19 protein-coding genes and 2 pseudogenes are annotated in these 21,753 nt (G+C 62.7%); 11 read left to right on the top strand and 10 right to left on the bottom strand.

The genetic code is table 11. The annotated features are described in order from the left end of the window. Window positions 1-149 precede the first annotated feature (149 nt). The 6 genes and pseudogenes from G6N51_RS07255 to G6N51_RS29610 form a co-directional block, all read left to right on the top strand. Window positions 150-1,343 carry an amidohydrolase family protein gene (locus G6N51_RS07255; RefSeq protein WP_158086218.1) on the top strand — a complete coding sequence of 398 codons (1,194 nt, stop codon included), beginning with the start codon at window positions 150-152 and terminating at the stop codon, window positions 1,341-1,343. 128 nt (window positions 1,344-1,471) lie between these two features. Continuing rightward, entirely contained in the window at window positions 1,472-2,443 is a 972-nt protein-coding gene (locus G6N51_RS07250; protein ID WP_083171976.1) for an acyl-CoA dehydrogenase family protein, read from the top strand. Beyond that, the gene (locus G6N51_RS07245; protein WP_083171977.1) at window positions 2,440-3,612 is read left to right on the top strand and encodes an acyl-CoA dehydrogenase family protein; all 1,173 of its coding nucleotides are present in this window, start codon (window positions 2,440-2,442) and stop codon (window positions 3,610-3,612) included. Before G6N51_RS07250 ends, G6N51_RS07245 begins: the two co-directional genes overlap by 4 nt. Window position 3,613: 1 nt before the next feature. After that, entirely contained in the window at window positions 3,614-4,066 is a 453-nt protein-coding gene (locus G6N51_RS07240) for a YybH family protein (RefSeq protein WP_083171978.1), read from the top strand. After that, a pseudogene (locus G6N51_RS07235) lies at window positions 4,056-4,865 on the top strand (thiolase family protein); the annotation flags it as partial. The gene G6N51_RS07240 and the pseudogene G6N51_RS07235, both read left to right, overlap by 11 nt. A gap of 455 nt (window positions 4,866-5,320) precedes the next feature. Further along, window positions 5,321-5,497 (top strand): annotated as a pseudogene (locus G6N51_RS29610) (FCD domain-containing protein); the annotation flags it as partial. Between the two features lie 102 nt (window positions 5,498-5,599). On the opposite strand, the gene G6N51_RS29095 reads toward G6N51_RS29610, so the two are convergent. Beyond that, window positions 5,600-6,226, bottom strand: coding sequence for a TetR/AcrR family transcriptional regulator (locus G6N51_RS29095; protein WP_158086219.1), 627 nt, complete (start codon window positions 6,224-6,226; stop codon window positions 5,600-5,602). Window positions 6,227-6,510: 284 nt separating this feature from the next. On the opposite strand from G6N51_RS29095, the gene G6N51_RS07220 reads away from it, so the two are divergent. From G6N51_RS07220 to G6N51_RS07210, 3 genes are all read left to right on the top strand, one after another. Further along, window positions 6,511-7,626 (top strand): cytochrome P450, encoded by a 1,116-nt coding sequence (locus G6N51_RS07220; RefSeq protein WP_232078535.1) that lies wholly within the window; start codon window positions 6,511-6,513, stop codon window positions 7,624-7,626. Window positions 7,627-7,667: 41 nt separating this feature from the next. Beyond that, complete coding sequence (locus G6N51_RS07215) at window positions 7,668-7,805, top strand: hypothetical protein (protein ID WP_158086220.1); 138 nt, start codon at window positions 7,668-7,670, stop codon at window positions 7,803-7,805. Between the two features lie 168 nt (window positions 7,806-7,973). Further along, a complete protein-coding gene (locus G6N51_RS07210) occupies window positions 7,974-8,801 on the top strand; it encodes an enoyl-CoA hydratase/isomerase family protein (RefSeq protein ID WP_083171983.1) in 828 nt (275 codons plus the stop codon). A gap of 114 nt (window positions 8,802-8,915) precedes the next feature. Here G6N51_RS07210 and G6N51_RS07205 read toward each other — a convergent pair whose 3' ends face one another. From G6N51_RS07205 to G6N51_RS07175, 6 genes are all read right to left on the bottom strand, one after another. Further along, complete coding sequence (locus tag G6N51_RS07205) at window positions 8,916-9,743, bottom strand: SDR family NAD(P)-dependent oxidoreductase (RefSeq protein ID WP_083171984.1); 828 nt, start codon at window positions 9,741-9,743, stop codon at window positions 8,916-8,918. A 9-nt stretch (window positions 9,744-9,752) separates the two neighbouring features. After that, a complete protein-coding gene (locus tag G6N51_RS07200) occupies window positions 9,753-10,955 on the bottom strand; it encodes a cytochrome P450 (protein WP_083171985.1) in 1,203 nt (400 codons plus the stop codon). Between the two features lie 10 nt (window positions 10,956-10,965). Continuing rightward, entirely contained in the window at window positions 10,966-12,279 is a 1,314-nt protein-coding gene (locus G6N51_RS07195) for an amidohydrolase family protein (RefSeq protein ID WP_083171986.1), read from the bottom strand. Window positions 12,280-12,868: 589 nt separating this feature from the next. Next, a complete protein-coding gene (locus tag G6N51_RS07185) occupies window positions 12,869-13,939 on the bottom strand; it encodes an NAD(P)H-dependent amine dehydrogenase family protein (protein ID WP_142274957.1) in 1,071 nt (356 codons plus the stop codon). Further along, a complete protein-coding gene (locus tag G6N51_RS07180) occupies window positions 13,929-14,522 on the bottom strand; it encodes an SDR family NAD(P)-dependent oxidoreductase (protein ID WP_083171988.1) in 594 nt (197 codons plus the stop codon). Before G6N51_RS07180 ends, G6N51_RS07185 begins: the two co-directional genes overlap by 11 nt. Window positions 14,523-14,605: 83 nt before the next feature. Then, window positions 14,606-15,625 carry an aromatic ring-hydroxylating oxygenase subunit alpha gene (locus tag G6N51_RS07175; protein ID WP_083171989.1) on the bottom strand — a complete coding sequence of 340 codons (1,020 nt, stop codon included), beginning with the start codon at window positions 15,623-15,625 and terminating at the stop codon, window positions 14,606-14,608. 199 nt (window positions 15,626-15,824) lie between these two features. Between G6N51_RS07175 and G6N51_RS07170 the strand changes: the two genes are divergently transcribed. Next, entirely contained in the window at window positions 15,825-16,541 is a 717-nt protein-coding gene (locus G6N51_RS07170) for a TetR/AcrR family transcriptional regulator (protein WP_083171990.1), read from the top strand. On the opposite strand, the gene G6N51_RS07165 is transcribed toward G6N51_RS07170, so the two are convergent. Genes G6N51_RS07165 through G6N51_RS07155 form a run of 3 tightly spaced genes read right to left on the bottom strand, consistent with a single transcriptional unit; the run spans window position 16,538 to window position 19,784 of the window. Continuing rightward, window positions 16,538-17,446, bottom strand: a complete 909-nt coding sequence (locus tag G6N51_RS07165; protein ID WP_174814374.1) for an SDR family NAD(P)-dependent oxidoreductase — start codon at window positions 17,444-17,446, stop codon at window positions 16,538-16,540. The genes G6N51_RS07170 and G6N51_RS07165 overlap by 4 nt on opposite strands. Window positions 17,447-17,457: 11 nt before the next feature. Beyond that, window positions 17,458-18,585, bottom strand: a complete 1,128-nt coding sequence (locus G6N51_RS07160; protein WP_083171991.1) for an acetyl-CoA hydrolase/transferase C-terminal domain-containing protein — start codon at window positions 18,583-18,585, stop codon at window positions 17,458-17,460. Window positions 18,586-18,644: 59 nt separating this feature from the next. After that, on the bottom strand, window positions 18,645-19,784 hold the full coding sequence (locus G6N51_RS07155) for an acyl-CoA dehydrogenase family protein (protein WP_232078235.1): 1,140 nt from the start codon (window positions 19,782-19,784) through the stop codon (window positions 18,645-18,647). Between the two features lie 1,050 nt (window positions 19,785-20,834). Between G6N51_RS07155 and G6N51_RS07140 the strand changes: the two genes are divergently transcribed. Continuing rightward, window positions 20,835-21,746, top strand: a complete 912-nt coding sequence (locus G6N51_RS07140; protein WP_083171994.1) for a TIGR03619 family F420-dependent LLM class oxidoreductase — start codon at window positions 20,835-20,837, stop codon at window positions 21,744-21,746. Window positions 21,747-21,753: the final 7 nt, after the last annotated feature.

Below are 21,753 nucleotides of genomic sequence, written 5' to 3'. Positions count from 1 at the left end.
GGCTGCGGGCGATCAAGTGCATGTGCGAGGCGCTGGCAGGACTGGCCCGCCATGTCATTGGATCATCACCGCATCGTTTAAACGGATGCTGCGACTCCCACGAGGGACCTGCAGTGAACCACCGAGACCTCTGCAACGGAGACAAGGCCATGACTGTCGATATCTTCGATTCCGACACCCACTACTACGAGCCGCCTGACTGCTTCACTCGCTATATCGATCCGAAGTTCCGTGATAGCGCGATTACGGTGGAAGATCCTGACTCGGGCAATGAACGAGTGATGTGGCGTGGCCAACAGCTGCACCTGATTAATCCGGGGTTCTTCACAGAGGCGCTCAACCCAGGGTCTTTGAAAGAGTGGTTCCAGGCGATCAAGAAGGGGATCGCCCCGGACGATGCGCGGCTGCTTGCGCCGATGGCCGCTGAATGGCGGGACCGGGCAGCGCGGATCGCGAAGATGGACGAGTTGGGTGTCGCTGCAATGACGTTGTACCCGACGCTCGGACTGCTGTGGGAGCATCACCTGCGCCATGACACCGAGGCGCTGTACGCCAACCTGCGGGCCTTCAATCGATGGCTCGCCGACGACTGGGGATACGCGCGCGACGACAGGCTCCTCGCGGCACCGATGGTCTCCCTGCACGATCCCGAGCTCGCCGTCGCCGAGCTGAGCCGCGTATTGGATGAAGGCGCTCGCGTCGTCGTCATGAAACCTGGCCACGCGAACCATCGCTCGCCCGCCGATCCGATCCATGACCGGTTCTGGGCGATGTGCCAGGAGGCCGAAGTGCCGGTGGCATTCCATATGTCGGAGTCCGGCTACAACGAGTTCTACTCGACGGATTTCGGGGAGAACCCGACGCCACGACCGCATGAGAAGTCGGCGTTGCAGTGGGCGATGTTCTATGGGGACCGACCCATCATGGAGACCTTTGCAGCCTGCATTCTTCACAACCTGTTCGGCCGCTTCCCGCGGCTACGGCTTGTGAGCGTCGAAAACGGTTCCGGCTGGGTGGGATACCTTCTCTCGGTCATGGACAAGATGAAGGGCATGGGACGCTCGGGCCCATGGCTCGGTGGGCGCGTCGAGGGACGGCCGAGCGATATCTTCCGCGAACACATCTATGTTTCTCCATTTCCGGAAGACGACGTCGGCGCACTCGTGGACCTGATTGGTGCGGAACGGGTGCTCATGGGCTCCGACTTTCCACATGCGGAGGGAACCGCCACCCCGATGGACATGGTGAAGACGGCGGCCGGGTTATCGCCGACTGCTCAAGCGCTTTATCTAGCGGGAAACGCGCGGCGGCTACTGAAGACAGAGCGTGCCGCTGTCGCGTAGCCACCAAGGCTCACACGACCCCGACCGTTACCACTTACCAAGCGGCGCTGTCGGCTAACGACGCGTGGCGGAAGGACATTTGTGCCGTGGATCTTTCGTTGTCATCCGAGCAACGCGACCTCTGTCGCGTGGTCGGGGCGCTGTTGACGAAAGACTGTTCGACCAGTCGGGTGCGTGCCGTCGAGGTCGACGGTGGATTCGACGCGGACTTGTGGAAGTCGCTGTCCGCGATCGGGGTTGTCGGCAAGGACATCGACGATGCGCCGGATCCGCTGCTCACAGTCGCACTTGTTGCGGAGATCTGCGGTCGCCACCTCGCACCGGTCCCACTCATCGAAACCTATGTCGGTCGCCGACTGTTGTCGATGGTTTCTGCAGAGTCGCTCGTCCCTCGAGCCGATGAAGCGGTCATCGCGGTGGCCTTAGCGCCGTGGCAGAGCCCCGATCACGAAGTCCTCGTTCAGTATTCCGGTGTCGCGGATGGTGTAGTCGGCCTGCTCGGCGATGAACTGTTGTGGTTGACCGGAATGGACTGCTATCCGGTGCAGCGCAACTTCGCGGGCGCCGCCCTCAACAGAGTTTCCCCGAAACGGGCGACCGGGATCGAGGTTCTCCAGAAGGGTAGTGCGGCCCGCGCAGCCTACACAGAGATGGTGACGAATTGGAGGCGTCTGGCCGCCAGCATGCTCGTGGGCGTGGGCCTGCGCGCGGTCGAACTGGCAGCCGAATTCGCAAAAGAACGTTCGGCATTCGGTGTTCCGATAGGTCGATTTCAGGCGGTCGCGTTTCCTCTGGCTGACGACTTGACGGCCCTCGATGGGGTGCGGCTGCTGTCCTGGAAGTCTCAGTGGGCCGCGCAGAAGCAACTCGATTCGGCCGGTCTTCTCGCTTTGATGGCATATGCGTCGGCGGCGGAGGCTGCGATGAGGGCTGTCGCGCACGCCCTGCATACGCACGGCGGCCAGGGCTTGACCGAGGAGTGCGACATCCAGCTCTATCACCGCCGGGCGAAATTCCTGGCTGTGATAGCGGGCGACCCCAAGCACCAGTACGCGGCTATCGCCGACGCTCTGCTGCCACAGTTGGAGGCGGTCCGATGATCGAATTCTCCTTGCCGGACTCGGCCGTCCAACTCGTGAGCGAAGTCAAAGACTTCCTGGATGAGCACTTGACACCTGCAGTGCGGGAGCATGAGCGACGCACTGGCGATGGTCACAACTGGGAGTTCAACCGTGCTCTGGCTCAAAAGCGTTGGGTTCTGCCCACGTGGCCTGTCGAAATGGGCGGGGCCGGTCTGGGCGACTTCGCATACGCCCTGCTCATTCAGGAGTTGTACCGAGCCGAAGCCCCTCTGGTCGGTGTCAACACCACGCAGATGCCGGCCGCGGTGATCAGGGATCTCGGCCCCGACCATCTGCAGCGCCGAATCCTTCCCGAAATCGCTGCGGGGGAGGCGATTGTCTGCCTCGGCCTCACCGAACCTCATGCCGGTTCGGATCTGGCCGCGGTGACAACGCGCGCACGCCGGGACGGCGGCGACTGGGTGATCGATGGGCAGAAGATGTTCACCACACTCGCCCACATCGCGCAGTATTGCTATCTGCTGGCACGAACGACTCCCGATTCGGTCCGACACAACGGCTTGACCGTGTTCATGGTGCCGATGGATACACCTGGCATTCAGGTGACTCCCATCCTGACGGTCGCAGGCGAGCGAACGAACGCGGTCTTCTACGACGGCGTTCGAATCCCCGACGAAGCCCGCATCGGTCAGGTCGACCGTGGCTGGGACGTAATGCGGCACGCACTGGGGCTGGAGCATCAGGCGGGGTCCTTCTGCGGAGCGGCGCAACGGCTGTGGTCGGGCGCCGTTGCCGCCTCACAGCGGTACACCGACACAGAGGGCAGGCGCCTGATCGACTTGCCCGCCAGCCGAGAGCGCCTAGCCCGGGCAGCGGTACACAATGAGATCACCCAGCTATTGCACCACCGCACCATCTGGCTGGCGGCCAACGGGCAAGAGGCGCACGTCGCTGGTGCCGAAACCAAACTCTACTCAGCAGAGACCTTCATCGAAGATGCGACCGCGCTCGCAGATATGTTGGGGCCGAACGTGCTATGTGCATACGACGGAACTGACGCAGACGCCGCGGGCATCGTAGGTCACTCCTATCAGTACTCGGCGGGGACGAGCATCTACGGGGGGACCAGCGAGATCATGCGAGGCCTGATAGCCGAACACGGGCTGGGACTGCCGAAGGCGAGGTGACATGACATTCACGACTGCCAAGGACCCGAACGAGCTGCCAGTCTGCTACATCGATGCGATCAGTAGCCGAGACTTCGACGCCCTTGGAAAACTTTGGACTCCTGACGCCCGATGGCAAGCGCCCGGCATCTCGGAGGTATCCGGGATCGAGAACGTCCTCGCATTACTCGAAAATATGAGTGAGAGCGTGACATTCGCGTTCCAGGGAATACTCGGAAACATCGTCCGGGTCGACGGTGATGTCGGTGTAGGTAGATGTTACATCGAGGAGCGCGGTCGCTACACCGACGGCAACGACTTCACCATCAATGGCTACTTCGACGACCAACTGAAACTCGTGGATGGATCTTGGCTCTTCGCGAGTCGGAAGTTCAACTTGCTCTACCGGCGGATCTCGCCGAGCGAGGGCAAGTTCTACCGACATTCCGAGTGGGAAGGAAACATTCTCGGCTGATCCGGCGGCCTCTGGGCACCCGGATTGGTACGGCGAAGCGGGATTGTTCCTGACGACGCATTACTTCGGCATGAAGATCAATCGGTACATGCATGATTTCGGGATATCGCACCAGACGTTGGCCAGGGTTGCGGCAAAGAACCTGCGCATAGGTGAGATGAACCCAAAAGCGTGGCGGCGAAAGGCGCTCGGCGAAGAGGAGATCCTAGCGTCGCCCATGCTGAACTATCCTCTGCGGCAATACATGTTTTGCGGGCCCGACGAGGGGGCCGCGGCGGTAGTGCTGACCCGGCCACAGCTCGCCCACAAGTTTGCACAGCCACCCGTCTATGTGCGAGCGGCTGAACTCCGGACCCGCCGAGTGGGCGCGTTCGAATTGATGTGCACATCGTTACCGCTGGATCGAGTGGACGGACCAACGCAGGAAGCGTCTCGGGCGGCCTTCGAAAAGGCCGGCATCGGTCCAGAAGAGGTCAACGTGATCCAGTTGCAGGACACCGACGCCGGTTCCGAGATAATTCACATGGCCGAGAACGGATTCTGCGCCGACGGCGATCAGGAGAAACTTGTCGCCGCCGGCGATACCGAGATCGACGGCCGGCTGCCGATCAATACCGACGGCGGACTGATCGCCAATGGTGAGCCAATGGCCGCCTCCGGGCTGCGGCAAGTATATGAAATTGTCCACCAATTGCGAGGCTCCGCAGGAGACAGGCAGGTGCCCGGCGATCCTTCAGTTGGATACGCCCACCTGTATGGGGCGCCGGGCGCGGCGGGCTGTGCCATTCTGTCGCGCTGATCCATGAAATAGTGCCGAATGGACCGATCGAACGCGGGATGTCGACTTTTCATTCCGGGGGCGCCCGTTGGGAGTCGTTCCGGCCGAGCTGATTAAGCGCGCCGAAACCGATCCAGCGGTTGTCGGTCAGGTCATCGGTGGATGGTATCGGTGCGATGGGCGCAAATAATCGCCGTGGCGAGCGTCTGCCATCAAAGGCTGAGCTGTCACAACTATTCGGGGTAGGAACTTACCACGTGAGTCAACATCTGATCGAGACCACACGCGGTGTGCGAGGTGGTTCGTTCATCTCCGACCCTGATCCCGCGCACGCGATCGCTCTTGGAGCTGCGGCAGCAAGGTGGCCGCCCAGCGCCACCGATTTCTCCGCCGCTGCGGTGGACGAGGGTGCACGTGCCGCCGGGGACGCGATTAATCCCAGTGGCCTTTGTGCCGCCCATTAACTTCACACCCAGATTCTGACCACGACTGGCAATCCGATGCTGACCATGACGCTTGAACCCTCAGCGAAGTCCTTCGCACGCGTGTGGAACGGTCCAGGGCGCACGATCGTTCGTTGTGGACGAATCGACAGATGTCATCCTGACCTCGTGCAGGCAATCTCCGCTGGCGACGCTGATCTGGCCGAACACCTGATGCGGGAGCTTCCGCGCGGTGCAACCTCGTTACAAGGGGATCGACCTTCTGGGCACGGTCGCGCCGCCAATAGTCCCGATGTTATGCAGACGGCTACGTCAGTTGATGAGTTCGGCGACCAGGATCCTGATCGTGTCGACAAGCTGATCGCGACTGTTGCTGCCGTTGTTACCGAGCCAGCGGCTGCGAAACCACAGACCTTCTGCAATAGCCAAGAACGCGACTCCCGAACTGGCAGGATCCGTGGGCGACCGCCCACGGAGGCGATCAAGCTCCACGCCCAGCCGCCGCTCCATTCGCAGCTCGAATCGAGCGCCCTCCTGACGCAACTCGACATCGGCCATGCTGACTTGACGCCAGAGCCGGATGAACGCGCCGAACTCGTCGAAATAATCAACAAGCTTTTCGCTCAGGTCGACCAGATCGGCGGGGTTCCATTCCGTGGGAACGTCTTTCAATGCGTTCAGAAGGCTGTAGCCGCCCTGTGCTGAGTCTCGGCCGAGGGCCAAGAAGATGTCGTTCTTGGACGGAAAGTAAATGTAGAACGTTCCGCGCGACATTCCTGCCGCGACCGCAATGTCTTCGGCTCGGGCACCATGAAATCCACGGTCGAGAAACACTTGCTTGGCGGCATCGATCAATTTGCGCCGGGTGCGTTCGGATCGACGCCCCGGCTGCCACGTCAGCTCTCGGTTCTCGCCCGGCGGCAACGGCGATCGGTCCATGCGGCCCAGCATATCCGGGTATAGACTTTAACAACTACGTTCAAGTACGCTGGTCATCAGGGGCTGAGGCCCGCTGGACCTGCGGTGCCGCGCAGTCGGGCTGTTGGACAGGATCGGGTTGGACGTGTCGATGGAGACCTGCCCCGCACGGGCGGCGCGTCGGCCGGGGCACGCGCCCCTACCGCATCGGGCCGGTCTGGCCCCCTTAGTGGATGGGATCTGAGACGGTGCTCAACAGCAACACCATCCTCAACGTGCCTGAGACCAGCTATGCATCGTTGCCGATGGCTGCAGATCGGAAGATCGGCTGGGACCATCTGCGGAGCATGGGGCGTGTTGTCCTAATCGATGGCTGGTATTACCTGACTCATCGGGACGACGTCTTGGGCGCGCTTCGTCGGCCAGAGCTGTTTTCATCCAAGGACGCCTTTGAGATACTTGGCAGTCCTGTCCCGCTTCCGCCGCTGAGCACCGACCCCCCGGAGCACACCCGCTACCGCAAGATTCTGCAGCCCTTCTTCAGCCCGGGCGCGCTCAAAGAAATGCTGAAGTCGCTTCGGTTACAGGCGGCCGAGATCGTTGACGCTGCGGTCCAAAGCGGTCAGTGCGATGCGATCTCCTCGATCGCGATCCCATATCCGTCGCAGGTTTTCCTCACGCTCTTCGGGCTTCCGATCGAAGATCGAGACCGGCTCATCGCATGGAAAGACGCAGTCATCAACCTCACCGAGCGAGCGAGTCTCGAGGGAGCGGACTTGACTCCTGCTCTTGAATTATTTGCCTACGTGCAGCAGGCGCTGGAGGATACCCGGAAATCACCGAACGACGGGATGCTGTCTCAGCTCCTGACCGGTGAGGAACGCCTTGATGACACCGAACTGATGGGCTTTTGCTACCTATTCGTATTAGCCGGCCTGGACACCGTCACAGCGACTATCGGCTTTGCCTTGCTCGAGTTGGCGCGAGACAAGAGACTTCAGGACCGGATCCGCCAAAACCCCGAAGATACGGTTCCTTTCGTTGAAGAGATCGTCCGCCTTGAGCCTACGGTCGCCATGCTCCTGAGGGTCACGACGGAAAGTGTGAGGGTTGGAGACGTGACCTTGCCTGCTGGCACACCCGTGCGACTATGCGTGGGTGCCGTCAATCGTGACAGCAGCGACGGGACGTCGACCAACGATCTGGTTATGGATGGAAAGATCCACCGCCACTGGGGCTTCGGCGGGGGCGCCCATCGGTGCCTAGGATCACATCTTGCGCGTATCGAGCTGGCCGCGGTGATTGATTCCATTCTCGAAAAGACAAAAAACATATCGCTAGCAAAGGATTACACCCCCTGTATTAAGTTCCCCGCCAACGCGTTTCAACTCGGCGAACTGCCACTGATCATGGAGGCGTGAACTGCTTGGCCCGGCAACCGCGCACGAACGGAAACTGGTGGGTGAGCACCCCGATGAGCCTCATCAACGACATCCCGACCCGCGCCGAGCTGGTAGCTCGCATCGTCAGCGAGGCCGACAAGCGCATTAATCGGCTCGGCGCCATGATCACAACGGCCAACGGAAGGCTTGCCAATTAAGCGCCCTCGCTTCTGATTGCACGGACCGACGATCCCTGCAGCCCGGTTCAGCGGGTCGGGTCCACGTGACCCGCACTGCGGGCAAGGCATCGGCGCGGCGGTTGGAATCCTACAACTATATATCTATTTTGGAAGGGCAACGTATCCAGCTCACGGAAGGAGCCCCGCATGTCTCAGGATGCCGACGGCAGTCCCCGTCCACCCGACGGCGATTGGCTGGGTACACCGTTTCTGACGTTTGAACGTGTTGGTGCAGTCGCGGTCTGCACGATCGATCGCCCGCAGGCGCGCAATGCCATGACGCCCGCGATGTACTTCGGAATTCGGTATGCGATCAGTCAAGTTAATGCGGATCCCGACCTCGCCGGACTTCTGATCACCGGTACCGGTGACGTCTTTGCGCCGGGTGGTGACCTCGGCAAGCAGGGTGAGGATGACTGGATGGACTTCGCCTCCACCTTCGGCATGGACGTGACGCCGTTTGACCCGCTGCGCCAATCGGCCAAACCGGTGGTCTCGGCCGTCAACGGGCTTTGCCAGGGTGGCGGCCTGCAGATTGCCCTGTGCAGTGATCTCGCTGTGGTAAGTGACCGCGCGACTTTTCGCGTGCCTGAGCTGTTCCGCGGCATCGCCGACACCTATTACAGCCAGGTGCTCGCCCGCTTGATCGGTCCGGTGCGCACCAGAGATCTAATGTTCACTGGTCGCACGCTGAGCGCCGATGAGGCGTTGGATTGGGGCTTGGTGACCAGGGTGGTGCCTCATGACGATCTGCTGAAGGTCGCCAGAGAGCTACTGGAGCAGTGCTGTCGGACCGCTCCGGCGGCTCGCGGGTTGGTCAAGGCAAGCCTGGATAATTACCTCGGTCTCTTTGACCGGATCGGCATGCAAACGAGCATGTTGGGTCCGGAAGCATGCGAAGGCTTCCGGGCGTTCAAGCAGCGGACTTCACCAGATTGGGTGCATCCAGAACTGCGGGTGCCGGGCCGACTTTGACGAGTTCCCGTACAGGCGACGGTTGATGCAGCGCCTGAGCGCGCTGCCGGATGGCAATAGCTGCTGCGGGGATCGCATGGTCGGGTCGATGGTGCGGCGCAATGGCCTTCCCTGTCAGCCTAGTTTGCGCTTAAGGGGTAGATCGCAGCCGGTGAGTTCGGCGGAGATCTCCCATAGTCGACGTCCGGTGTCGGGATCGTGTGCCCGGCGGTTGAGGTCGACAACCTTTGGCTTGCCCCATAGATGTAGTAATCCACGGGGGGCCCAGTACGTCGGCGAAGGCAAGTTCATGGTGGCTGCCAACACGGTGGAACGTGCGGCGAGGTCGGCTGGCTGGGCTATGTAAGGCTGTAGATGCCGAAGCACGAACGCCGCGATGCCGGGCAAGTCGGACAGGATGTCGCTGTCGCTTACGCCGGGGTCGCTGAGGTGGGCGGTGAGGCCTCTACGCGCCAATTCCACGGTGAATACGGCATTGGCGAGTTTCGATTCCGTGTAGGCCGACCACCAGTCATACGTGCGGTGTTCCCAGTTCAGGTCGTCCAGGTGCAGCCGCGTCATCGCGTACGTGCTGCTGGTGACGGTCACCACGCGATCGGTGATGCGGTCAGCCAGCAGGCAGGTCAGGGCGAAGTGGCCGAGATGGTTGGTTCCGATATGGGCTTCGAAACCGTCGGCGGTGTGTGTCAGCGGCAGCCCGAGCACGCCGGCGTTGTTGATCAGCACGTCGACGGAGTCCACCGAATCAGCGAACGCGCGCACACTGCTCAGGTCTGCCAGGTCAAGGCGAGCGACCGACACGTCCCCGCGCATCTCACGCGCGGCGGCCAGGCCCTTGCTCGGGGTTCGGCAGGCCAGCACCACCTGATGGCCGGCAGCGGCCAGGATGGCTGCAGTAGCCTTGCCGACGCCGCTGTTGGCGCCGGTCACGATGACTTTCATCGAGCGGTGTCACCCCGTGACCACGGGCAGGTTTTCCCACCCGCGAACCGTCGAAGTGTGTGCCTGGACCGCGTTGTCCCAGTCGACCTCCCACGCCGGAAAGCGTTTGAGCACCTCTTCCAACGCGACGCGCGCCTCGAGCCGGGCCAGATGGGCACCCAAACAGAAATGGATACCGTACCCGAACCCGAGGTGGGACTTCTTGTTGATGCGGTGGATGTCGAAGCGGTCCGGCTCGGCGAACATCCTTTCGTCGCGGTTAGCCGATCCATTGAGTAATAGCATGACGCTCTCCTTCGGCACCGTGACGCCGTACAGCTCGACGTCACGGGAAAGGTAGCGCGCGTTTACCGGCGAGGGCGCCTCATAGCGCAGCAGTTCTTCGATCGCGTGGGGTATCAAGCTGGGGTCGGCGACCAGCTCGCGCCGCTGATCGGGATTTTCGGCCAACACCTTTCCCGCCCACCCGATCAGCCGTACCGTCGTCTCATTGCCGGCAGCTGCCAGCAACCCGACGTAGTTCAGGATCGTTTCCTTGTCGAGATGTCTGTCCACGCCGCCGCTGTCGGTGTAGGTCGCGTTGAGCAGGTCGGTCATCAAATCATCGGCGGGGTTTTGGGCGCGGTAATCGATGTAGGCGCTGAAGGTCTCGGGGTCCAATGCGGTGAGGACCCAGTCCATGTCCTCATCGCCGGTGGCGTGGAAGCTGTCGTCCACGCGCTGGCGGTACTTAACCTGATCGGCTTCGGCCATGCCCAGCATCATCCCGATAGTGCGCATCGGTACCTCAGCGCCCAGGTCGGTGATGAAGTCAAAGCCGCCGCGCTCGACCATCGGCTCCAGTGCGGCCGCGCAAAAGGCGCGAATCTTGGGTTCCATTTCGGCGATCCGACGCGGCGTGAACACCCGCGCCAGCAGAGCGCGATGCTGATCATGTTCGGGTGGATCCTCGAACAGAATTATCCCCGGTGGGACGGGAAGATTGCTCTTGATCACCTCGAGCACCGAGCCCTTGCCCGACCGGTACGTGTCCCAGTCGGTAGAGGCGTCCTTCACGTCGGTGAATCGACTCAGGGCATAAAAGTCGTACTGATCGTTGTAATACAGCGGCGCCTCGTCACGGAGCCGACGCCACATCGGGTACGGGTCGACATCGAGTTCGGCATCATAGGGGTCGTAACGGACGCTCGAGGTTTCAACGGTGGTTGCCATGGCTGCCTCCCTACACCGCCGCCAGCGTGGGCACGGTCATCGACTCAATAAAGCTGCCCGCCCCATCGGCAACCGCTTTGCTAGCCACGCGTTGCGCCCCGTATTCATGTGGCGTGGTGTCAACGTCGAGCGCGCTCGCGCGCAGGGCCCCAACTGTGCATTCTTCCCGCTTGCGATGCTCGAAGGGATCAAATCCGTACCACTGTGACGCGTTTTTCCAGGTGAACAGGTCGATCTCGTCGTCGTCGAGACCGGCGGCCACAAATCCCGCCATCGCCGTCTCCGGGCCCCTCGGCCACGTGGAGTCCGAGTGTGGGAAGTCGCATTCCCACGCGATCGTCGTCGGGCCGATCATCTCCCGGTTCTTCAACCCGACGACGTCGTCGATGAAGCAGGTCAAGACCGAACGGCGGAAGGCGTCGCTCGGCCTGATGTCGCCGAAGTCTTCGTGGGTCCACGCGCGGTGGTGGTCGTAGACGAAGTCGGCCTTCTCCAGGAAATACGGTACCCAGCCGGCCCCGCCCTCGGCGAGGGCGAAACGGACGTTTGGGAACTTGCGCATCACCGGTGACCAGAGCAACTCGACGGCGAACAGCGCGGTGGAAAAGCCCATCGAGTGCGATATCACCGAGAACGGTGAGCGTGGCATGAACTTGGGAAAGGCGCCGAAGTGGAAAACGGCCACCGTGCCTGTGTCCTGGCATGCCCGCCACACCGGGTCCCACTCGTCGCCGTGATAGTCGGGGGCGCCGAAGCGATGTGGTTCGGGATGCATCGAGACGGCGCGGACCCCAGATGCGGCCATCCGGTAGATCTCCTCGGCGACGAAGTCGGCACCCGCGGTGAATCCGGACAATGCCAACGGGATGAAACGACCGGGGTAGGCGCCGCACCATTCGTGCAGATGCCAGTCGTTGTAGGCACGAATCATCACCTTGACGAACTCCGCATCACATCCCTGTTGGGCGAAGAACTGACCGCCCAAGCCTGGCCAGGACGAAAAGTTGAGGCTGGCCAGCACGCCGTTGGCGTTCATGTCCCGCACTCGTTCGTGCACGTCGTAACACGATGGGCGCACCTCGTCGAAGTTATGCGGATCGCGTCCCCAGTCCTCGGCCGGCCGGCCCTGCACAGCGTTGAGCCCGAACGTGGAGATCTCGACACCCTCGACGAGCCACGCGTCGGCGCCGTCTGGCTTGCGCACCACCCTAGGCACGCGATCCTTGAATGCCGCCGGGACGTGATCGCGGTAGAAGCTCGACATGGAGGGGGGCTCGACGACGTGGTCGTCGACGCTGATCAGAATCTGGTCTTCGATGCGCATGCGTTGAGGCCCTTTTCTTTACGTTCGCCGACCACTGAGCGCGTCGGGTGCCCTTAGTGTGAACAGCACCTAACCGTTCGAGATATAAATGGTTGAATAGTTTGCTCGCTCTAAGGCTAGTTGTACTTGAACATGTGTGTCAATGTCCAAGCCCTTCGGCTGTCACAAGAAGACGTGATCACACCGACGCAAGAGGATGTGTGCGTGCCTGCGCGATCGGATGGTTCGACCAGATCCGCCTCAGCGGCGGTGGGTTCACCAACAGAAACCTGTAATCGATGGAAAAGGTTCTGCGGTGAGCGACGGTAAGTCATTCGCTTCGGGCACGTCGCGGTGGCCAGGTGCTGCCGCCGAGTTGGCCGCGGGCGTCTTCGGCTCCACCGTAAGACCAACTCGCGCGAAACTCCGGCTCGATCGGCGATCTCCCGCGTCGTCGTGCGGTAGCCGTGGTCGGGCCGAACACCTCCGGCGCAGCAACCTCGGCGCGCGGGCGCTAGCCCGGCATGCGCGTCGAGACTTCGTCACCGCCACCCACTGTGGTGCGGGTTGATAGTGAGACCGGTCAGGACTCGGTGCGCCGGCTCGGCCGTCAGCCGGCGACCGGCGCGGGGACGTGCCGAGTCGCCCTACTGTAGAAGTGCGGCAGGTCGAGCTGGCCCAGGATTCCGGGTGCGGCGGCGCATACCGCATTGATGGCGTTGATGGGATGCAGCGCGGTGATGGCACATCCGTCATACAGGCTCAGGGCGATGGCCGTCTCGAAACTCGGCTCACCCTTGACGACAACCTGGTAGCCGGCCTCCGCGTCGTTCAAGGCGCGCTCCCAATCGGGGGCGGCGTCGGGATGTGTGCGTTCGACCTTCTTGTAATAGATCACCGGCCGACCGTTGGCGATTCCGGTGACCGTCCACCGCACGGCGGCGATGGTGTGGGCCAGCCCCCGACCCCAGGCGGCGTCGTAATCGACATCGAGGGAGGCATTCTCGACCGTCGAGGTGATCTCGTCCAGCTCGACGCCGAGGTAATCGGCGATGCCCCGCACCGTACTCTCGTGCCAGCCGGTGCCGACGTCGCCGTAGAACATCGGTGCCCGGTAGTCGAGCGGATGGTTGAATCCCCAGGCGCCGACCTGGTCGTAGCTGGGATAGCCGTTGAGGTCGCAGATCTCGGCGACCGACACGCTGTCGATCCGTCCGGCCCCGCTGAGCAGGTTGAACAGATGGCCCGTGGTCATGAAGCCCGGATCGGTGCCGCCGCAGAACACCGAGGACCCGCCCGTGCGGCAGGCGGCGGCGATCGGTTCGACGAACTCGGCCCGACCATGTTGCGGCGCAATGAGATCCATCAGTGCCGCGGTCACCACGTTGGTACCGGCCTCCAGGAACGGCACCACGTCGGCGACGCATTCGGCTTCTCTGGAGGCGTAGTTGCCGAAGTAGGCCAGGCAGTCCGCATTCAGCGCGAGAAGCGCCGCGACATCGTTGGTGGCGATCACACCGGTGGGGCCGAGCCCGACGAGTTCGCCGGCGTCGCGCCCGATCTTGTGCTCGGCCCAGGCGTGGACGCCCACCAGTTCGTACTCGGGGTGGTCGATGAGTGCGCGCAACCCGGTCGCACCGATGGGACCCGTACCCCACACAATGACGCGCTTACGAGACATGGCCTGTCCTCCTATCTAGTTCACCGGAAGCGGCGTCGGGTAGATGCCGTTCTCGAGATAGGTGACGGTATCGACGATCTCGGTGGTGGTGTCTGCCGGTGCCCTTGATCCCGGCCGTGGAACTGGTGATAACGATCGAACCTCCATGCCCGCCATCAATGATGGGTTGGCGGACGAGGAAGCAGGTATTCCATACGCCGGTCAAGTTGGTGTTGATGACGTCGTTCCACGTTGCGATCGGGTCGTCGTCTTCGCTGTAGCGCACGACCCCGGCGTTGGCGATGGCAATGTCGAGGCGACCGAAATGCGCGAGTCCCTCATCGAGGACGGCCCTAAGCGCTGCCTGGTCGGCGACGTCGGCAACCCCGGTGACGATCTTGGCGCCCTCGGCTTCTACGAGATCTCGTGTCTCGTCGAGGTCGGCGCGAGTCGCGTTCGGGTAGTCGATGGCGGGCAGGTCCCGGCAGATGTCCACCGCGATGATGTTGACACCGCGGCTGGCGAGCCGAACAGCGTGAGCGCGGCCCTGCCCGCGGGCAGCACCGGTGATGAAGGCGACTTTCCCGCTGAAGAAGTCGGACATGGTGACACTCCTAACTGTCATTACTCGACAACAGGGATAAACCGGGCAGCGGCGGACCCAGCCGATGTGGGTGGATTAAATTGTCAGTGCTGCTGCGCGGCAGCAGAGGCTACGGTCGGGGCCGAGCCCGTCGCTCGATCGGGGTAGAAATTCGACGCCCACTCGCGCAACGCGGTGAAGCCCTTGTCTCCCGCTCCAGCCAATCCCGGCTTGACGAGATACCGTTGCCGATTCCAGATGTTGATGTCATCGGGAAGCGCGGCCATTGCCTCCTTGAGCCTGCGGTCGCGGCGCGCCTCGTCGTCGTCAGGACCGTGGTCGACCCAGTAGCCGGCGAAGATTTCGGTGGTGTCCTCATCGACCGGTGTGGTGTTGATGGTGATGATCCGAATGCCGTCGGCGGTCTTTTCGATGTTGACGCTCGTACCAAGACCGGAGAACCAGAGGCGCAGTGTGTTCATCGTGTCGGTAACCGGGCCCTCGTGTTGGGCCCAGCGGCGGCCGAACCCGACAACTGCGTGCCACGACGTGTCCGTTGTCTCCTCTGCCAGTACCACCGGAGCCAGTTTGGTGCCGTGTACGAAGCGGAAGTGCTGAGGGTCGACGGCGTTCTCGGCGACCATCTGAGGGTGTACCTCGAGTCCCGTCAAGTGCTGGGGAGTCACCGGATAAAACTCGTAGCCTCTCAGCGCATCGCCGCCAACGTCGATCGCGTCGAAAACGTCGAAATACGGTCCACGCCCGTCAACATCGTGCCAGATGTGGATGGATTCATTGCGCTCGCAGACAGGCCACGAGCGAATGCGTCGACCTCGGTTGGGGCGATCCAGGTAGGGGATGCTCACGTTCTTGCCGTCGTGTCCCCACACCCACCCGTGAAAGGGGCATTGGATGCCCTGCTCGGTGACACACCCGCCGAAGGCGAGGTTGGCGCCGAGGTGCTGACAGTAGGCATCGAGAACGTGGACCTCGCCCCGTAAATCGCGATACGCGACCAGATCCTCGCTGAAGTAGCGCAATGGCATCACGCTTCCTTCGGCCAGATCGGACGACCAGGCGACCTGGAACCATCCCGTCGGCTTCATGCTGAGGGGAGCGCGCATCAGATCCTCCCAAACGGTTGAAGGGCGGTACTGCACGACCGTCGGTGGCGGTGGAGCTACTTGATGAAGGTAACGCGATTCTACAGTAGTGTCAAATATGTATCGAGTAATCCGCAGGCCAGGGCGGTAATTGCAGATAGTGTGTCGATTCACATACCGTTGACGGGACGTTGGCCTGCGGCCCCGGATCGACTGAAGGATGGGTGACGAAATCAGCGGCAAGAAGGAACTGGCGTCCAGCGACGCGGCCCGCGGAGCGTCAGCGCGCAGCGCCTTGCCGCGCGAGCCGCGTTGGGAGCTCAACGCGAAAGCGTTGCAGACCCGGCAACTCATCCTCGACCAAGCTCGAACACTGTTTCTCGAACGCGGCTATGCGGGCACTCGGATCGAACACATCACCACCGCATGTGGGTTGTCTCGCGGAGCCTTCTACGCCTACTTCGCATCCAAGCTCGAAGTTTTCGAGGCGCTGGGAACATCGACTTACAAGAGCCAGCTGGCGGTGATCGCACGGCTGGGTGAGCTGCCGAAGCCGTGTGCGTTGTCCGACGTACGGGCCTGGGTCACGGAGTACTTCGAATTCATGGCCGAACACGGCGCCTTCATGCTGTCCTCGGCGCAAGGAGGCCCGCAGGACCCTGAGTTCAGGGATCGTGTGCGCATACTCACCGTGAGGACCGCACGGCGCTTCGGTCGACTGATCGAGGAGCATTCCGGTCGCTCGGAAGGTGCAGATGCGGCGCTTGGTGTGGTGGCGATGTCCACACTGGAACGATCTTGGTTCTATGTGTATGGAACGCAGCTGAAATTGAAACCGAATGAAGTGATGAATGCGGTCGCCGAGACATTGCACGGGCTCCTGCTGCCCGTCCGCTCCGATACCGCAGCCGACGCATCCACGGTCGCAAAGAATTAGCCGCTAGGTAAGGGTCCTAACAGGCCTCGTGGCGATGTCCCATACAGCCAGCTGACTGCCTGGCCGACCTCCGAGAAAGCCAGCGCTGCACCATCTTTGGCGTGATAGCGGGCGATGGACTCGGTGAAACCGTCTATGCGACTGAGCTTATGGCCGTTGACGCGCAGAATCTGGCCCGTCAGCCAGCCCGACTCCGGCCCCTGCAGCCACGCCACCACCTCCGAGCTACGCGCGGGGTCCAGCGCAGGATCATTGGCCCTTTCTCCGCTGAAGAAGCCTTCGCTGATCCGGGTAACTGCCAGTGGCGAGATCGCATTCACCGCAACGCCGTAGCGGCGCGCCTCCATCGCCGTGACGACGGTGAGGTTCGCGATAGCGGCCTTGGCTGCACCGTAGGCGCTCTGTCCGATGTTCCCCCACAGGCCGGCGCCTGACACCGTGTTTACGATTCGGGCGTCGATCGGGTTCCCGGCCTTTGATTGCGAACGCCAGTACTCACACGCGTGCTTCGTCACCGCGAACGTCCCCTTGAGATGCACCGCGATCACCGCGTCCCAGTCGTCCTCGGTTGCGTTGGCCACCATTGCGTCTCGCACAATTCCTGCATTGTTCACCACACCGGTCAGGGTGCCGAAGGTGGAAACGGCCGTGGTGATCATGTCGGTGACGTCGCTCCATGAGGCGACCGAACCGGTGTGTGCTATCGCCTTGCCGCCGGCGGCTTCGATTTCGGCGACGACGTCGGCGGCTGGCCCGGCGTCACTCGCAGAACCGTCGCGGCTGACGCCTGGGTCGTTGACGACGACCGCGGCGCCATGCGCGGCCAGCGCGAGGCAATGGCCGCGTCCGATGCCACGTCCGCCGCCGGTGACCAGCACGACGCGTCCTGACAGAGGTCCAGTCATGTGTTTTCCCTTCATTCGAACAGTGCGCCGATGAGTCGCCTGCGCTGGCCCCAGTCGGCGCCACGCAAGTCCGCGTGGCCTGACTCGGTAACGATGAGGTCGATGTCGTGCGCCGGTGTGGAAGCCGGTCGGCTCAACTTCTCAACGAAGGGAGAGCGGCCGTTCACCGTGGACGGGACCGCGATGATGGACAGGCCGCCCCGGCTCATGCTCGCCGCGGCGCAGTAGTCCGGGTGTCCGCCAATGCCGCCGACGATCTTATCGCCGGTTCCCTCGACGTTGATTTGACCGAACGGATCGACTTCGAGTGCGGTATTGACCGCGATCAATGGAATGCCTCGCGACAGCCGGGTGAGGTCGTGGGTGTAGTCGATGCCTCGCAGGATCGGCTTGCCGTCGGCCCAGCGGTAGAGCGTTTGGGTGCCCAACAGGTATGCGGCACTGGGTATCCCGATGAGCAGCCCCTTAGTGTCGAGGTCCACCACGGCGTCGGTCAACAGGCCAGTGTCGATGCGAAGTGGCCGTTGTGTGCGGTTGAGCAACGCCGTGCCGAGCTTGCCGGGGCCGTACTGCAACCGCACACCTTGGGGCACGAATCGCAGCACCGCGTCGGCCAGGGCTTCGTGAACCGCATCGGGAACGACGCTCGGCATCTCGACGGGACCGTCGGAGGTCTGGCCGACAAACACAATCGTCTCGGTGGCGAGCGGCGGACCGGCATCGGCGAGCGGCGCGTTCGCATCGGCGATCGCGAAAACGGCCGTACCGGCGTCGACGACCTCGCGTTGCCAGGACACCTCGGTGCTGAAATGAAAGCTGCCTGCCCGATCCGCCAAGCGAGTGATGAGTACGTCGGGGCGCAGCACACCACTCATCAGCGAGGGCACGGAACTGAGCCGTGTTGGGACGAAACATGCTGTCGGAGAGGCCAGTATGTTCCGCACACCCCAGCCCGGCATGATCGCGACCACTTCGGCGAAAGCATCGACCTGCAGCCCCTGCAGGGGCGACGGTAACCAGCCGACGACAAGTCGAACCCCACCGATCCGGCGAGCCACCGCGCTGAGCGTGGCACACACCGATGCGCCGTCGTCGAGACACCGCGGTGCGCCGACACCGTCGCCGAGCGCGACAGTCATGCCTGGGCGCAGGTGGTCCTGAAGTGCGGCAGAGAACTCTGTCAGCTCTAGATCGACAGTCACCGCGGCTCTTTTGGAAGTCCCAGTATCCGCTCGCCGAGAATGTTGCGCTGGATCTCGCTGGTGCCGCCGAGGATCGTCTGCGCGCGTCCAACCAGCATCGCACGCACCAACTCGGCCTCGTCTGAGTCGTCGGACGGGTCGACGCAGACATCTGTGCCGAGCACTTCGGTGGCGAGGTCACCGAGGTCGCGATCGGTCTCCGAGGTCATCAGTTTGAGGACCGAGAAGGCCGACGAGGACGTACCGCCTTCCTCGATCGCGCGCTGCCACGTGAACCGCAACAGCCACATTCGTGCCCACAGCTTCGTCATCGATTGAGCCAGCACGGGGTTTAGCTGGTCGTGCTCACGGGCCGCCTGCGCCATCCGGTCGAGGAGTTTGAACATTCCCACGGCCTGCGAGCCGAGCGTCAGCCGCTCTCGACCCAGCGTGACCAAGGCGATGGGCCACCCTTGGCCCACGTCGCCGATCAAGTGATCATCAGTCAACTCGACGCCGTCGAAGAAGACCTCGTTGAATTTGCTCTCGCCGTCCATCTGCCGAAGCGGCCGCACCAAGACACCGGCAGAATCCATCGGAACGATGAACATGCTCAACCCGCGATGTGAATCCGGTCCCGTGCGGGCGAGCAGCAGACCGAATTGGGCCGAGTTCGCCGCCGAACTCCAAACCTTCTGTCCATCTATCCGCCACCCCGACGCGCTCTTCACCGCTTTGGTCCGTACACCGGCCAGGTCGGACCCCGCACCCGGCTCGGAGAACAGCTGCGTCCAAACGTGATCGCCAAGTCGGATGGGTTCGAGGTAACGGGAGCGCTGTTGTTCGGAACCGAACTTGATCAGGACCGGTCCGACCAGGTCGACGGCGGTGATCGCGAGCTGGCGAGGCACGCCGGCCCGAGCACACTCCTCGGCGAACAGCGCCTGATAGGCGACCGACGCGTCGGCACCCCCGAACTCGACCGGCCAATGCAAGCACACGTAGCCGTGTTGGGCGAGGTGCTTGTGCCAGGCGCGGCCGGGCTCGATGTCCTCGGCGGTCGGCGTGGGGCCATAGTTCCGAAGTCCCGGCGGTTTCGGTGCGCTCTCTAAGAAAGAACGGAACTGTGACCGCAGTGTCGCGATGTCCTCGGTCACCTCCCTAACCGTCGATCCGCCAGCTGACGTCGAGGTACATGCCGTATTCGTCAAAGAACCGATTCCATCGCGTTGAGAGGGACCGCCCCCGGAATGTGGGTGCACAGTCGAGACCGAACCAAAATCGCCAAACATTTAGTTATTTTAAGGAGTGTAGCGACTGGTCCGACGCTTGGGCAAGCCGACTGCGCAGAACGCGAGGAGACACCCGCGCACGGACTCATCGCGAGATCGGCAGGACGCCGAGTGCGCCGCTGCAATGACGCCGCGAGCGGCGAGCAGCGTTAGCGCGATCGGCTAATAGTGGCTGGGCTTCGCAGCATAGCTCCACAGGTGCATCCCGTCCTTCTCGAGGATCCGCGGACCGGCCTCGCGGAACTTCTCCGGCAGATGGTCCTGCCACACCCGGCGGATACTCGATCAGGTGATCGTCGACGGAGACGATCTGTGTCGTCGCGTAACGGCGCGGTCTGTCCTTTCTGACGGCAAGTCTTGATTTCTGACGCTTCGTCTCACAAGTGGCCAAGGCGATTGCCCAGCGGCGCGGGCTGAGAACGCCCGACGGCGACTGCGGGCTGCTTGCGGCGGTGAGTCTGCTACTCCTCGAACGTGCGCTCGCGCAGTGGCTGTCCGCCCTCGGCCTCGGCCTTGACGACCTCATCCGCGCAGAGTTCTCAGCTCTGCCTGTTGCTCCCACGTAGAGACCACCGTGCGGCAGTCAATCGTTCCTACGGGTGGGGAGGTTCCATCTCCGCCGCTGCCTATACAGCCAAACATTTAGCTATAACTTGTTACAATATGAGGTGCGCGCAAACACGACGACACGAGGACACGCATGAACCTGGATCTGACCGGCAAACCGCTCATCACCGCCAGCAGTCCGGGAATCGGTGCGGGTATCGCCACGACAACTCAATCGAGGGAGAATCGGTGGTAGTGCGCGCCCGTAAGGCCTATGCGGCCGCGTTTCTCGCCAGGGTGCGAGCCGACTTCGTCAACGGCGTCAACCTCCACCTCAGCACCCCGGCAACTGGGTCGATCTACTGAGACATGAACTTCACAGTCGAGTTTCCCAGTGACGTCCCCACCGCCGATAGAGAGCTACGCCAGCCGACGGCCATGCGTGCGTTGGCGATCCACGCCGAGGGCGTCGGCTTCGATGCCATCGCCCTCGCCGATCACCCTGCGCCGTCAGCGAAGTGGCGGTGCGCCGGCGGGCACAATACCTTCGACCCGGCGGTCGCGCTCGCCTTCTTCGCGGCCGCGACCAGCACGATCCGGCTGATGACACACCTGTGGGTGCTGCCGTTTCGCAACCCCTATTTGACCGCCAAGACACTGACGTCACTGGACGAGGTGTCCGGTGGCCGGCTGATCGCCGGCGTCGGGGCCGGCTACCTGCGCTCCGAATTCGCCGCACTCGGAGTCGAATTCGACGATCGAGTCGCGCTTTTCGACGAGTATCTCGCGGCGTTGCGCGAGATCTGGCTGCATCCCGACCGTCCGCTCACCGGAACCACCTTCGCGGCGAGTGCGGAACCAGCGGTGAATTCACCGGTCCAGATGCCGCATCCGCCGCTGTGGATCGGGGGCAACAGTCCCGCAACGTTGCGCCGCGTCGCCGCACACGGCAGCGGGTGGTGCCCGATGGTCAACCCCGCCGCCGTAGCCTCGTCGGTGCGCACTGCGGCGATCGAGACGGTCGACGATCTCGCGCGCTCTGTCGATAAACTGCGCCACCTGCTCGCCGATGCGAGTCGTGATCCTGGCGGTGTCGAGATTCAAGTCGCGGTGCCCGCAATAGATTTCGATGATGCCGCCGCGGTGGACTCGCTCGATCGGTTCGTCTCGGCCATCGGTGACGTGGGGGCGACCCGGATTCTGGCCCACGTCGACGCCACGTCGGTATCAGCGGCTGAGACCTATATGAAGCGGTTCGCCGACCACTTCGCCATGGGCTAGCTAGCGA

The sequence above is a fragment of the Mycobacterium paraseoulense genome, assembly GCF_010731655.1.
Taxonomy (GTDB): Bacteria; Actinomycetota; Actinomycetes; order Mycobacteriales; family Mycobacteriaceae; genus Mycobacterium; species Mycobacterium paraseoulense.
Note: the sequence above shows the minus strand (reverse complement) of the source record. Positions and strands in the feature narration are given on the sequence as shown.

Coding starts and splice junctions, on each gene's coding strand:
- G6N51_RS07255 (WP_158086218.1), top strand. CDS start 150: ATGACTGTCGATATCTTCGATTCCGACACCCACTACTACGAGCCGCCT.
- G6N51_RS07245 (WP_083171977.1), top strand. CDS start 2,440: ATGATCGAATTCTCCTTGCCGGACTCGGCCGTCCAACTCGTGAGCGAA.
- G6N51_RS07240 (WP_083171978.1), top strand. CDS start 3,614: ATGACATTCACGACTGCCAAGGACCCGAACGAGCTGCCAGTCTGCTAC.
- G6N51_RS29095 (WP_158086219.1), bottom strand. CDS start 6,226: ATGGACCGATCGCCGTTGCCGCCGGGCGAGAACCGAGAGCTGACGTGG.
- G6N51_RS07220 (WP_232078535.1), top strand. CDS start 6,511: ATGGCTGCAGATCGGAAGATCGGCTGGGACCATCTGCGGAGCATGGGG.
- G6N51_RS07210 (WP_083171983.1), top strand. CDS start 7,974: ATGTCTCAGGATGCCGACGGCAGTCCCCGTCCACCCGACGGCGATTGG.
- G6N51_RS07205 (WP_083171984.1), bottom strand. CDS start 9,743: ATGAAAGTCATCGTGACCGGCGCCAACAGCGGCGTCGGCAAGGCTACT.
- G6N51_RS07200 (WP_083171985.1), bottom strand. CDS start 10,955: ATGGCAACCACCGTTGAAACCTCGAGCGTCCGTTACGACCCCTATGAT.
- G6N51_RS07195 (WP_083171986.1), bottom strand. CDS start 12,279: ATGCGCATCGAAGACCAGATTCTGATCAGCGTCGACGACCACGTCGTC.
- G6N51_RS07185 (WP_142274957.1), bottom strand. CDS start 13,939: ATGTCTCGTAAGCGCGTCATTGTGTGGGGTACGGGTCCCATCGGTGCG.
- G6N51_RS07180 (WP_083171988.1), bottom strand. CDS start 14,522: ATGTCCGACTTCTTCAGCGGGAAAGTCGCCTTCATCACCGGTGCTGCC.
- G6N51_RS07175 (WP_083171989.1), bottom strand. CDS start 15,625: ATGCGCGCTCCCCTCAGCATGAAGCCGACGGGATGGTTCCAGGTCGCC.
- G6N51_RS07170 (WP_083171990.1), top strand. CDS start 15,825: ATGGGTGACGAAATCAGCGGCAAGAAGGAACTGGCGTCCAGCGACGCG.
- G6N51_RS07165 (WP_174814374.1), bottom strand. CDS start 17,446: ATGACTGGACCTCTGTCAGGACGCGTCGTGCTGGTCACCGGCGGCGGA.
- G6N51_RS07160 (WP_083171991.1), bottom strand. CDS start 18,585: ATGACTGTCGCGCTCGGCGACGGTGTCGGCGCACCGCGGTGTCTCGAC.
- G6N51_RS07140 (WP_083171994.1), top strand. CDS start 20,835: ATGAACTTCACAGTCGAGTTTCCCAGTGACGTCCCCACCGCCGATAGA.